We start from the raw sequence: 13,243 nt of genomic DNA on the forward strand, positions 1-13,243 counted from the left end.
AAGCGTGTACATAGTGCACTCGGTTATGTATCGCCTTTTGAGTTTGAAGCAATGTACTATGATAAGATTAACCCGTTAGGTCAGGTGGCCTAACTTAAATAAAAAGTCTCCGACAAACCCGGTACGGCTCATTCACTCAAAGATAGAATCAAATAGCTCCAATAGGTTGATAACACCTCCGAAGCTGTGATGACGCTTGGTTTATGAGGAATATGCGTTAAAACTATGTGCTTACTACCAAAGATATTGTGAGTTGAGATCTGTGAGGTTTTTAATTTATAGGTAACACCATTTATATCTTTAAATAATGGGCAACCATGTAAATGCATATAATATCCAAAGTTTCTTCTAAATAGCCTTTCCATGTTACTAGGTTTAAATCCAGTATCGTAAAATCCATCAACTAGGTATCCTGAATACCCCTTACAAATTTCTTCCTTTATAAATTCATCATATAAAAGTTTATCGTAATTCAAAGTAGCAACATGTGACTTTGTATTTTTAATAAAATCAATCAATGCATCCTTAAAATTATTAGGCAAGGTATGTGAAGAATCAAACAAATGAGATGCGACTGTATGAATATATTCCTGAGTCGCCTGCGTAAACTCTTGACCATAGTTTGATAACCAATGCTGTCCATTTACAGTATTTGGATAATCCTTCAGATAATCACAAGATGTAGATACTAAATATAGTTTATCTAGCTCTTCTTCAGACTGTGGGCATTGACCCGTTGGGATACAATTTTGGATTAGATCACGATGTACTACATCATTCCATAATGTATCATCCCCCCAAACTATGTTTAATGCATTTGTTAATGAATAATGGTTCGGATCAATTACCATTCCTAACCCATTACCAAAAATTAAAAGTTTTCTATCCATGAAAAAACTATCTTCGAAAAATATTGGATAACATTAAACATCAAAAAATTAATCAGTTACAAAAATATTTTTGCTCATAAATTGAGACTCCCTCACCCCAACCCTCTCCCATAGGGAGAGGGAGAAATCATTACCAATTAAATGCTGTCATAAATTTAATAACGGAAGTTCCCTCTCCTTTTAGGAGAGGGTTAGGGAGAGGATTTTTAAAAATTAATACTCTTCTCTTAAATTTTCTAGTTCAGTCGCGCGTTCCGCGGTCGCTTCCATGTAGCAACTGTTGCTATTTACAGTCGCAATCGTCCCGCCGTTCGGGTCGGCATAAAAATCGCAATTGGCATCACGATAGCGAATCCACAGACGCTGAACCTCTTGAAGCTGTTTTTTACGAGTTGCATTCAGCGATGCTATTGTCCGCTTATAGGCATTATTTAAACGTGTATCTTGGCGATCTGTTTCAGCCGCAATACAATCCAGCATATTTACAGTAACGCCACCTGATCGATCCATACAATTTGAGTATTGCCGACTCAAATCATTGTCTCCTGCATACAGCACAGGGGAAAATATCAACATACTGAAACCCAATAAAGTAGTGCGTTTGAACATAACGATCCTTATCTTTTCATTAATATTATTCATGATAAATAAATAGCATAATTGAACCATCATATGTATGCATTAAATCAGTTATTTCCCTCTTAACTCACCCAACCTATTCCATACATCCGGCGTCAAAAATGTCATCACCAGTTTATTTAAATCGACATAACGCAGTACACCTTTCAGCTGACTTTTCACTTCAGGATTTTCTAAAATTTCGTCACTGGTAATCTGTCCAAGCTCTTGAAAACTGTCACCTACCGCTTGTACACCCTCCGCAGCAATTACAGCTTTGGTCTGTGCGGAACACTGCTCTACCAATATACGCTGCAATACTTGGGCTAAATTATTATCCAGCTGGGTTCTCTGCTCTTCATTCACATTGCTGAATTTCTTCAATTCCGGATGTGCAGATAACGCGACAAAGGTCCATTGCAACACCGTTGTTTTATCTGCTGCCGTGGTGGATTTCACCAAACAGTTACTCAGCTGATCCACCGTTGGCCCGGCCATTGCAATTTGTGTGGTTCCCATAATCGTAGTTGCCATCAAAACCGAACAACAGATTCGAGCAAAGCGACGACCAAAGGTGGTAAAAATAGAGTAAAACATAAAGCAAACTTCCATTCTGAACTGCTGCCTTTTTATCATAAATTACCAGGTGTGGCCTGTAATAGCTCTGTAAAATAAAACCTCTTTTCAGCTTGTCTATCCACCTGATGATTTGAATGTTTTCTGGTTTCGACTAAAGAAAGCCACCCCATCTTTAAAAATGACATCTGCTTATGCTATGGTGAATGAAAACAAAACTTTATATAAATCATATCCAAACAGAGGGAAAAATCATGGCTAAACAAATCTTGATGCTGGTAGGCGACTACGCTGAAGACTATGAAACGATGGTGCCGTTCCAGTTTTTAACGGGTCTGGGCTATACCGTGCATGCAGTCTGCCCGGATAAAAAAGCCGGTGACAGCATCGCCACAGCCATTCATGACTTTGAGGGTGAACAAACCTATAGTGAAAAACGCGGTCATAACTTTGCCATCAATTATGACTTCAATTCGGTCAATACCGAAGATTATGTAGGACTGGTCATTCCGGGTGGACGTGCACCTGAATACCTACGCATGAATGAACGTGTAATCGAGATTGTGCGTGAGTTTGATGTCGTTCAAAAACCGATTGCAGCCGTATGTCACGGCGCGCAGCTTTTAGCGGCTGCCGATGTGCTTAAAGGTAAAACCTGTTCTGCTTACCCTGCATGTGCAGCGGAAGTTAAACTTGCAGGCGGTCAATATGCTGATATTGCAGTGACGGAAGCAGTCACCGACGGACATCTGGTGACTGCGCCGGCTTGGCCTGCACACCCTGCCTGGATGGCACAGTTTGTGAAAGCATTAGGTGCAACGATTAGCCTGTAATACTGCTGCGTTAAGATTTGAAAACTTGATATCCACGTTCCATCGCTTGATGCTGGAACGTGGCACCAATCAAGATGAGAAAAATTGCTTTTACTTCATCTGCCTCAACATATTTTTCGCCCCACTGTGATTGTAATTCACGGCTAAATTTTGCAAGACTCGCGTTGCTTGAGCCTTAGAATTAGAAAAGCGGTTGCTATAACTGGGTACACTGGTTAAACAACGTGCAACCAGCATCCCCGATTCGGTATAGACCCGGGTTCCCTCAGTTCCTTGCAGCTTGCCATAGTTATAAGCCCGCTGGGCATTATTACAGGCAGAGATCTGATTTTTACCACTATTTAAATCACGACGTGCAGCGACGTAAAATTTCATCTGTTGCTGTTGCGGACTTTCCACGACTTTTAGCGGCTGTGCTGCTGGCAACTCCGGAGTTAGTTTGGTTTCTTTTTTAATATCTGCTTCTTTTTTAGCTTCAGCCTCTTTTTGAAGGGCAGTTTTATTGAGCGCTTTTTTATTGCCCAGATCATTGGAATTGATTTTTTTATCCGCAGCATTTGTGGTCATACTAATATTTTTATAAAACTTTTTAGCTTCATCCACCGACATGAGTCTGGTATGTAAGCTGACTGCCCGTGCATCCGAACCATCATTGAGTTTACGTTCAGCCACCGGTTCAATAGAGGCAATCCAGCTCTGTCCATTATTTTGTACACACTTATAGGCGCCTATGCCCTGTTTGACATTACCGGAGGAAAATAAGCGTTTTTTATCCGATGCATCCTTCACCAGAGCCATGGAACTCTTATACAGCAGCGTGAATTTGCCCTGCTTGGCAGAACAGTAATTGTTTAAATATTTTCTGGGATATAAAGATTGCGGCTCTTTGTCATTCTGTTTTACTCCCCATGAATAGACATATTCTTTGGCCTGTCCATTGGGTTGGTTGATATTTTTTTGAACGATCATTTCCTGTGCTGAAGCATAATTTTTAACAGAATCATCTGAACTCAAAGCATTAAAACTGGTACAGCCATGTAAAGTGATGCCCACTCCGCCAATCAAGATGAATGTTTTGAAATTCACGTGTTAATGCTCACTGATGCTGTAACTCAAAAATATATCAAAATTGGGAAAATCACAAATATAGTACTTTGATTTTATTATTAATTCCCTTCAAGTTAAATGATACATTTTTACCTAAAAAAGTAAAATAACTGCCAATCTTTTAAAAGTTTTGGTACTGAAATCCGAATGGGATAACACTTTTTAGCCAGTTTAAAATTTTTTATGATTGATGAAGCTTTAGTTATCCCTGAAACTATTCGGCAATTTCCATCATAAACCGATGAAAATTTAATCTTTTATATAAATAGCTAGCTGGCGTACTCAAAAGCTAAAATTAAAATGGGTTATTTCACCACGGCTTCAATTAAATCAAGATCCCAGGCACCACCGGCAAAACCTTTACACATGCCAGACCAGCGATCTACAGTTTGAATGAAAGCTTGTCCCTGCCAAATCCATTCGCTGATCTTCCAGCAATCACCAATACCACGACCCTTTTGCGCACTGCTAATTTCGCCTGCTGCAAAATCCGATGCAGATTCGGTCACAAAGCTGGCTTTGCCTGTTAAAGATTGATTCATTACCCAAGCCCCATAGCCTTCATTGTAGGCTCCGCGCCAGCATAGGGTGGTAGCTAGAACTTTGTTATTGGTAAGCTTATAGAGTTCAATCGCTTGTGGTTTGGCACCCTCTCCATCATAAATGCCTTCACAAAATTCAGCTACATCTGACTGTGTCGGCCGGGCAGCCATGAGTAACTTATGCAGGTTTTGGTACTGTCTGCTATTGGGCTGTAGTGTTAAATAAGGTTTTGCTGCGGTTTTTACTTTGGTGACTACTCGCTTAGGCTGTGCTGCCAATACTTTCGACTCACCTGCGGTGCCGGGCTTGACCAAAGCCCCTACCGTACCCATACGTTGTTGAAAATCATCCATTTTCAACAATGAAGCCGTCATGCCTGCATCAGAAACCTGCCAGGTGTAATAGGCATTTTTAAATACGATATTGGCTTTTTTCCGGGTCTGTTGTAACAGTGCATTGAGCTGTTTGCTATTTAGCGCTCCTGTGAGCAGTTGCTCTGAAATGTTAATCCTGACTCGGCCATAATCCTGATGATTTATAAAAAAGTTTAAATTATTCAGTTTCTTGTTATCTAAGGCTTGATCAAAACTGGATAAGGCAAATGTCCCTTGTACGGTTTGTTTTGCTCCAGCTTTACGGGTCAACAAGATTGTGGCGGGCATACTTTGCAGATAATCATCCTGATAGCCTGCTGCCCGACAGGTGCCAGTATTACTGCAATACACTTCCCAATCCTGATGAGAAAAAGACATGCCTTGAATTTCTTTGGCAAATGTTAGAGGACTGGTCACGGCCAGACAGCAAAGCCAAGTCCATGCATAAAACCTTTTCATTTTTTCTGACCCTTTCCCTTTTTAATTACTATACTTCAGCATTTTCATGATTGTGAAATATAACGCATTATAAAAAAAACCCGCATTATGCGGGTTCTGTTGCTCAATTTGAGTATACCTTATTTATGCAAAGTCGATTCAAATGCCCGTAAACGCTTATAAATCGAGAGCAATTCAATAATGGTTGACCAAGACTCAATTAAGTACTGGAATGACTCGCGTACCTTGCCAAAGACATTGGCAATCTGCATCATCAAACCTAAAGTAATTGCCCCTGCGGCAATACTTGGAAACAGCACAAATAAGCCATACAGATTGTCCAGTTGCATGTACCAGATGCGTACCATGTTGAAATAGGCATAATGGAAATACAGGCGGAAATAATTAAAACGTACGCGGCTAAACAGTTCTTTTAAGGTGAGCGGATCGGCACGATCGGCATAATCTTCACCATAAACCAGTTCTTTGCGGTAAGCAGCTTCAACTTTCTGGTTGTTAAATTCCAGACCCGGCAATTTATAACCGACCAGCATCAACACTACAGTACCCAGCACCGCCCAGCTGATGGCAGCCCAGACCAGTGCATAAGGAATTTCACCAATCACCGGGAGTTGTTTCACATGCGATGATAACTGTAACAACACCGGTAAAAATGCCATGAGCGTCATCAGGGCCTGAATGAAACTCACCCCCAAACTTTCGGTGGTTTTGGCAAAACGCATGGTATCTTCCTGAATACGCTGCGAAGCCCCTTCAATATAACGTAACTGTTCCCAATGCGCGGTGTAATAGTCATTCATCGCCGTACGCCACCGGAAGATATAATGGCTGACAAAGAACAGGTTAAAAACGGCAATCGTCACATAAACCATGGCGACATACAGGAAGGTCAAGGTTTCACTGTAAAGTAAATTGACATTGCCACCACCACTACTCAGCATTTTCTGAATCAGGTCATAAAATGGGCTGTACCAGGCATTCACAACGACATTGACCTGCACCGCAAACCAGATATTGAACAGGATAAAAGCCGAGCCCCAGACCGACCAGCCCTGCCATGGATTGCTGGATTTAAAGCGCCAGAACATCGCAAAAATAACGGTAGAAACGATGAACCACAGATAGAACCATAAAAATGAAGGTGCCCAAAAGCGGCTTACTCCAACAGGTAATTCTGCAGTGGCATAACCCGGTGCAAAGCCTAAAAATGTTCCCCAGCCACTTCCACCGGAATACCACAATGCAATATTGATGACAAACCAGAGTACCAACGATGAGAAGAACCACTTTGGATTAGGAAAAAAAGATTTAAACATCAGTTAGGGTTATTCCTTTATTTTTAGTTTCAAACTTGCCAATCAACCACCCGACCCATTTAGGCTGGATGGATGAAGCGGCTATTATTCTCGTCTTTTCATCTTTGTAGCAACTTATAGACTGTTTGTGAAATGTTTTTTCAGGTGAATTCATTTTCTTTGAATGATGCCTCTTATAATCAAGTTGTATGCTTCATTCGCCCTGTGATGAGGTTTTTATCACGCCAGTTCAGCCTAAAATCTGCTGCATATCGCATCCAATGCAGCAGAGGTGACTTTTAGTCAGATTTTGCCCCAGCATAGACGGAACAAATTAAAATTTGCTTAAAAATAATCCAGCCATTAAATCCATAGAAATTTTATGGAAATATTTGAAAAACCGGAGCTAAATCAAAATATAAGTTTTAATTTTATCTCATTTTAATATAGAATATGTGAACTATATCGTATTTTTCATCCATTTGTTTTTGGATTTAGTTCTCAAGACTGATAGGATTGGTTAAATATTTACCAATTTATGATACTATTAACCTAATTTATAAGATCTAGGGGGAAGTGCAATGGAAAATTTAATCATCGAATTATTAAAACCTGTGACCTTGGAAAAAGAGAACTGCAGTCCTCTCGTTTTTGAACAAGGCACGATCTTAAAAGTCATTATGCAAACACCGACCAGCCTGCTGGTATCAGATGATACCGACTTTAATTTTACTGTTTCTTTGCAAGATGAAAATAAAGTCTGGCGTGAACTATAAGCTTCATGAGATTTTTATAGTAATTTAAAAAATTTGGCTACGGAATCCTCGAACTTGAGTATAACTCCCCTAAACTCAAGTTCGAGAATTTCGATGTGCCATAAACAACAATAAAATTTGGCTGAACAGCACCCCTGCTGATCAAAACCATAGAAAAGAGATACATACTTTATCTGTTGTGAACGTTAAAAGTTCCCTCTATCTCCAGCCCATCCAGTATATAAGCTCACCCAAACCCAGCAGCTTTAAGCCGAATATGGTTTAGATCAGCTTGTTCAATACTTAAGCGTTCCCATAAAACTCAGCGCAGAAAACAGCCAGATAAACAAAACAAAACTGCGTCCCTGATTAAAATGATTCAGATCGGTACCATGCAGAATGTTATGCCGAGTCATGCTCACGGTTGAACTGCTATCCTTTTTATAAGCGGCAAGTTCAGCAAAGTACGGATTCATTTCAGTCGCAATTTTAGATTTGTGCCACAAGCTTTTTATTTCATTGCCCTTTAAGCCTGGAACAATTTTATAAAGATCCACAAACCTGGTTGCATTTTGTTTTAAAAAACCCGCCTCAATTAGGACATCGGTCAAGATGCCTTCTAGTTGTGCATAAACATTTGGAATGCAACCACTAGAGCATGTTTTGATGGCATCTGAACAATCTTAAATTTTTCGGCCGCTCTCCCCCCTTCAACCCTGGCCTGACTGAAGTATCTTTAAAGCTCAAACCATTATTGATGATTTTTATTTTGGTCAGGCTTGTTTTGCTCAGATTGATCGGTTTTATCTTGATCCTGCTTTTTCGGCTCACCTGACTGAGATTGATCTTCACCTTTCATTTTACTCATTGTGTCTGTCGCCATCTGTCTCAGTTCTCCCAGTTTGACAGAGGCTTCATTGACCAACTCCGTAATCTTCTGTTTGGTGTCTTCAAACTTATGCAAGGCCTCATCTTTGAAATGTGCCATACGGTCCTGCTGATCTGACTGATTTGCCGATTTATCTTTCGATGTATAATCCGCTTTCGCCTTTTTCGTGTCACCAGAACCCTGTTCACCAGTTTGCTGACTGTCTGACTTGCCATTTTTTAGCTCATTCAGAATCTTTTCGGCTTTTTTCAGTAGATCCTCACCAATGGCGATTGCCTTGGCTTTTAAGTCATCCATCTTAATAGTTTCAGTTTTATTATCCGACTTGCCAGACTGAGCTTCTTTAGAATTATCTTCTTGCTCTGCATGTTCGCCATTGGGCTGAGCACCTTGCTTCAGTGCAGACTTTTCATCAGTATTGTTGTTGTGGGCTTCTAAAACGTCCTGATGTTCCTGCTTGTGCTGTTTATCAATTTCATTCTGCTTTTGCTCTTTTTCCAATTGCTCATTCAGTTGTTGTGTATGTGGTTCTTTATCCTGGTTTTGCTTTGAAGTAGAAGTACTTGTCTGGTTATTCTGAGTCATGATTACCCTCCTGAGGTGTCATAAAATGATCAGACAATTTTTTAGCACAAAGCATGCAATCCAGCGGACGAATTAAGCAAACTGCAACAAAGCCTGTACATGTTGTTGCTATTGATTAGAGAAAGTAGCGTCAACCTAGCTCGATCAATTATTTAATATTCGCTCATCGGATGATATCGAATTTTATATTTGAATATTCAAGTTGTTTTATTCATTGCGCTTCAGCTAAAGCATTTCTTTGTAATCCCCTCTGCATCATGTAAAATTATGACCCATTGCATAAAATACGAATGAGAGAGTCATATCCGTGCGTAATATCCTAGTCACTAACGCCCTTCCATACGCCAATGGTCCGATCCATATGGGTCACTTACTCGGTTATATCCAGGCAGATATCTGGGTTCGTGCCATGCGTGCAATGGGTCATAACGTGACTTATGTCTGCGCGGACGATGCTCACGGCACAGCGATCATGCTGCGTGCTGAAGCGAATGGCATTACTCCGGAACAGCAAATTGCCAATGTACAAAAAGAACATGAGCGTGACTTTGCCGGTTTTAAAGTGGACTTCGACCACTACGACTCAACCAACAGCACTGAAAACCAGGCTCGTGCATCTGAGATTTATATCAAGAACCGTGAAGCCGGCAACATTGCCGTTCGCCCTGTTACACAATTGTTTGACCCTGAAAAAGGCATGTTCCTGTCTGACCGTTTTATTAAAGGCACCTGCCCGAAATGTAAAGCGGAAGATCAATACGGTGACTCATGCGAAGTGTGTGGTACAACCTACAATGCGACTGAACTGCTCAATCCAAAATCGACATTGAGCGGTGCGACGCCTGTCGAAAAATCTTCAGATCACTACTTCTTTAAACTGCCAAATTTTGGTGAATACCTGCAAAAATGGACCCGTGACGAAGGTCGTTTACCTGTGTCGATTGCCAACAAGTTAGATGAATGGTTTGAAGCAGGTTTGTCAGATTGGGATATTTCCCGTGATGCGCCTTACTTCGGTTTTGAAATTCCAGATGCACCAAACAAATACTTCTACGTTTGGGTAGACGCACCGATCGGCTATATGTCGAGCTTTGAAAATTACATCAAGACCAAACGTCCTGACCTAAGCTTTGACGATTACTGGAAAAAAGATTCTGAAAATGAGGTGTATCACTTCATTGGTAAAGACATCGTTTACTTCCACGCATTGTTCTGGCCTGCGATGCTGGAAGGCGCAAACTACCGCACGCCAACAAGCTTATTCGTCAACGGTTTCTTGACAGTGAATGGTCAGAAGATGTCGAAATCTCGTGGGACATTCATTAAAGCTGAAACGTATTTAGAGCATTTGAACCCTGAATATTTACGTTACTACTTCGCATCTAAACTTTCGGACAAAGTTGAAGATTCCGACTTGAATCTTGAAGATTTCGTTCAGAAAGTCAACTCTGACTTGGTCGGTAAAGTGGTGAATATTGCCAGTCGCTGTGCGAAATTCATTAACACCAAGTTTGACAATAAATTGTCTGCAACATGTGCAGAACCTGAATTGGTACAAAGCTTTATTGATGCCGGTGATTCAATTGCCAAAGCTTATGAAGACCGTGAGTTTTCAGCAGCAATCCGTGAAATCATGGCATTGGCTGATAAAGCCAACCAATACATTGATGAGAAAAAGCCTTGGGCGCTTGCGAAGATTGAAGGTGAAGAACAGCAAGTTCACGATGTATGTTCTGTCGGTATTAACCTGTTCCGTCAATTGGCGGTTTACCTAGCACCTGTACTTCCAACTTTGGCTGAACAAGTTCAAGCTTTCTTACAGTTAGACAGCTTCAACTTTGAATCACGTAAAACTGTATTAGTGGCTCATGAAATTGCGCTGTTCCAGCCATTGATGCAACGTGTAGATCCGAAAGCTGTGGCTGCAATGGTTGATGCATCTAAAGATTCTTTAGCTGCTCCTGCTGAAGCACCAAAAGCGGAAAAGAAAAAAGAGAAAGCTAAAGAGAAGAAAGCTGAAGCTAAAGTGGGCGAAGCTGAAATGATTGGCATTGAAGACTTTATGAAAGTTGACCTACGTGTGGCTGAAGTTTTAGAGGCTGCAACGGTTGAAGGTTCTGACAAGCTGCTTCAATTGACTTTAAATGTAGGTGAAGCTGAGCCACGTAACGTATTCAGCGGTATTCGTGAGTTCTATAAACCAGAAGACCTTAAAGGCAAATTGGTGGTGATGGTTGCGAACCTTGCACCACGTAAGATGCGTTTTGGTATTTCTAACGGTATGGTACTTGCTGCGGGTAATGGCGACGGCGTTTGGGTGATTTCACCTGAAACTGGTGCTAAACCGGGTGATAAAGTGTCTTAAGATTTTAAATCTAAGATAGAAAAAGCCTCTACGTTGTAGGGGCTTTTTTTCGTCAAAATATTATTTCTTTAAGATAGGATCACAAATCATAGGTATAAAACTGTATTTATCATCTTTTTTAGTTACAAGTATAATTTCATCACTTGAAACTGTTATTACCTTACTATCGGTTGGAGTAATACATCTTGAAAACTTCTTTGCTTCAAAGTCATAAATATACGATTGAGCCTTTTCAGATATGAAGTTTGAATATATATCTTTATATTTATCTCCAAAGGTAAATAAAAGCATAAAGATAAAAGGATATATTAAAAATCTAGCAGCACAGCTCCATCCAGAATAGTTTTCCTTTAAATCACCTCTTTCTTTAGCCAAAATTACATATGCGAAATAAAATTGACTTAGAAATATAAGTAGTAGAAATACAATAAAGGTGACTAAAACAAATACTATTGGAATTATCATTATGGCCACAAAATTTGTGACTCTATTTAATCCATTTGATTCATATCCAACAATGTGATTAACAAGTTGATCTGCAAAACCATATGTAATGTTTGTTAATAATGCATATATAGCAACAAGAACAACTTTACCTAATATTGTTCCCCAAGCTTTATGATAAAAGTATAAAAAATCAGATGTTATGCCTCCAGCCCAGCATATACATAAAAGAAATAAGCTACTATTGAACAAATCTTGGAAGGGTGTTAAATACCAAAATAAAGTATTTAAAGCCAATACACAGCCAATCAAATAGAATTTTTGACTTCTATTTAATTGCTGATAAACAACCCCAATTTTTTGTTGTACTTGAGTAAGCATTCTTAAATACCTTCATATTTTTTTGCTTAGTATGAAGATAGAAGCAATAATTTAAATATATTTTGATCAAATATGCGTCTTAATTTGTCGTTCAAAATTTATAGTTATTATGATAAAAAATATCCATCAACTTAAAACTTATAAAACTCTATGAAAACTTTAAAACCCCTACTCCTAGCATTGGCTCTCAGCACTACAGCCATCACCACCCAAGCGGCTGAATCAACCACCCTCTCAGCACCAAAACAAGTCGCTGGCTACTACCATCACCAAATCGGTAATACCCAAATCATCGCCCTACTTGATGGTACAAACTACTTAAGCCCATCCATGTTTACAGGCTTAAGCGACAGCGAAAAAACTGAAATTTTAAAAAAATACTATGCTGACCAAGCCAAAGGTATTCAAACCTCAGTCAATGCCTTTCTCATCAATACAGGCAAGCAACTGCTGATGGTCGATAGCGGTGCAGCTAGCTGCTTTGGTACACATCTTGGTTCTATCTATAACAACCTCAAAGCATCAGGCTATAAGCCTGAACAAGTGAACGAGATTTTCCTCACCCACTTACACCCTGACCACGTGTGCGGCATTTCCAACAATGGCGTGGCGAATTATCCAAATGCAACCTTGCATATTGCCAAAACCGAATATGACTACTGGCTGAATCCAAATACTTTGAAGAAACTGTCAAAAGAAAAACAAGCAGGCTTTCTGGGTACAGTGGAGAAAATTAAAGCGGCCTTGGCTCCATATGAAAAAGCAAAAAAGGTTAAAGTCTTTTCTGATAAATCATTGGCTTTTGGCAGTATCGAATTCAAACCCTCCTTTGGTCATACCCCGGGACATTACAGCTTTAAACTCAAAGCCGATGGTCAGGAAGTCGTATTTATTGGCGACATCGTGCATTCGCATACCCTTCAGTTTGACCGTCCTGAAACCGCCATTGAATTTGATGTTGATCCCAAAGCAGCGGTACAGACACGTCTGAAACACTTTGTAGAATATGCCAAAGAAGGTCAGCTCATTGCAGCACCGCATTTACCTTTCCCGGGTTTAGGTCATATTTACTCTAAAGACGGTAAGAGTTATCAGTGGATTCCAGTATATTTTAAAGATTGATAAAAGA

At 40.0% G+C, this 13,243-nt stretch carries 12 protein-coding genes and 1 pseudogene; 4 read left to right on the plus strand and 9 right to left on the minus strand.

The window, feature by feature from the left end:
* Window positions 1-128: 128 nt before the first annotated feature.
* From FTT83_RS12135 to FTT83_RS12145, 3 genes are all read right to left on the minus strand, one after another.
* Complete coding sequence (locus tag FTT83_RS12135) at window positions 129-890, minus strand: hypothetical protein (protein WP_257234905.1); 762 nt, start codon at window positions 888-890, stop codon at window positions 129-131.
* A 213-nt stretch (window positions 891-1,103) separates the two neighbouring features.
* On the minus strand, window positions 1,104-1,499 hold the full coding sequence (locus FTT83_RS12140; RefSeq protein ID WP_180176666.1) for a lysozyme inhibitor LprI family protein: 396 nt from the start codon (window positions 1,497-1,499) through the stop codon (window positions 1,104-1,106).
* A gap of 81 nt (window positions 1,500-1,580) precedes the next feature.
* The gene (locus tag FTT83_RS12145; RefSeq protein ID WP_180081949.1) at window positions 1,581-2,105 is read right to left on the minus strand and encodes a hypothetical protein; all 525 of its coding nucleotides are present in this window, start codon (window positions 2,103-2,105) and stop codon (window positions 1,581-1,583) included.
* Window positions 2,106-2,338: 233 nt separating this feature from the next.
* Between FTT83_RS12145 and FTT83_RS12150 the strand changes: the two genes are divergently transcribed.
* Window positions 2,339-2,917, plus strand: coding sequence for a DJ-1/PfpI family protein (locus FTT83_RS12150; RefSeq protein WP_180081951.1), 579 nt, complete (start codon window positions 2,339-2,341; stop codon window positions 2,915-2,917).
* Window positions 2,918-3,007: 90 nt separating this feature from the next.
* Here the strand turns inward: FTT83_RS12150 and FTT83_RS12155 are convergent, their stop codons facing one another.
* The 3 genes from FTT83_RS12155 to sbmA form a co-directional block, all read right to left on the minus strand.
* Entirely contained in the window at window positions 3,008-4,003 is a 996-nt protein-coding gene (locus FTT83_RS12155) for a hypothetical protein (protein WP_180081953.1), read from the minus strand.
* 326 nt (window positions 4,004-4,329) lie between these two features.
* Complete coding sequence (locus FTT83_RS12160) at window positions 4,330-5,400, minus strand: DUF1176 domain-containing protein (protein WP_180081955.1); 1,071 nt, start codon at window positions 5,398-5,400, stop codon at window positions 4,330-4,332.
* Between the two features lie 119 nt (window positions 5,401-5,519).
* Complete coding sequence (gene sbmA / locus FTT83_RS12165; RefSeq protein WP_180081957.1) at window positions 5,520-6,716, minus strand: peptide antibiotic transporter SbmA; 1,197 nt, start codon at window positions 6,714-6,716, stop codon at window positions 5,520-5,522.
* Window positions 6,717-7,276: 560 nt separating this feature from the next.
* Between sbmA and FTT83_RS12170 the strand changes: the two genes are divergently transcribed.
* Window positions 7,277-7,471, plus strand: a complete 195-nt coding sequence (locus FTT83_RS12170; RefSeq protein WP_086196922.1) for a hypothetical protein — start codon at window positions 7,277-7,279, stop codon at window positions 7,469-7,471.
* Between the two features lie 275 nt (window positions 7,472-7,746).
* Here FTT83_RS12170 and FTT83_RS12175 read toward each other — a convergent pair.
* Together FTT83_RS12175 and FTT83_RS12180 are read right to left on the minus strand one after the other, a co-directional pair.
* A pseudogene (locus FTT83_RS12175) lies at window positions 7,747-8,103 on the minus strand (hypothetical protein); the annotation flags it as partial.
* Window positions 8,104-8,201: 98 nt separating this feature from the next.
* Window positions 8,202-8,924 carry a hypothetical protein gene (locus FTT83_RS12180; RefSeq protein ID WP_166171191.1) on the minus strand — a complete coding sequence of 241 codons (723 nt, stop codon included), beginning with the start codon at window positions 8,922-8,924 and terminating at the stop codon, window positions 8,202-8,204.
* A 307-nt stretch (window positions 8,925-9,231) separates the two neighbouring features.
* Here FTT83_RS12180 and metG point away from each other — a divergent pair, with 307 nt between their 5' ends.
* A complete protein-coding gene (metG, locus tag FTT83_RS12185; RefSeq protein ID WP_180043915.1) occupies window positions 9,232-11,289 on the plus strand; it encodes a methionine--tRNA ligase in 2,058 nt (685 codons plus the stop codon).
* Between the two features lie 60 nt (window positions 11,290-11,349).
* On the opposite strand, the gene FTT83_RS12190 is transcribed toward metG, so the two are convergent.
* Window positions 11,350-12,114, minus strand: a complete 765-nt coding sequence (locus FTT83_RS12190) for a hypothetical protein (RefSeq protein ID WP_180174605.1) — start codon at window positions 12,112-12,114, stop codon at window positions 11,350-11,352.
* Window positions 12,115-12,264: 150 nt separating this feature from the next.
* Between FTT83_RS12190 and FTT83_RS12195 the strand changes: the two genes are divergently transcribed.
* Window positions 12,265-13,236, plus strand: coding sequence for an MBL fold metallo-hydrolase (locus FTT83_RS12195; protein WP_180042994.1), 972 nt, complete (start codon window positions 12,265-12,267; stop codon window positions 13,234-13,236).
* Window positions 13,237-13,243: the final 7 nt, after the last annotated feature.

Origin of the sequence: Acinetobacter sp. YH01018 (assembly GCF_013420295.1) — a bacterium.
Classification (GTDB): Bacteria; Pseudomonadota; Gammaproteobacteria; order Pseudomonadales; family Moraxellaceae; genus Acinetobacter.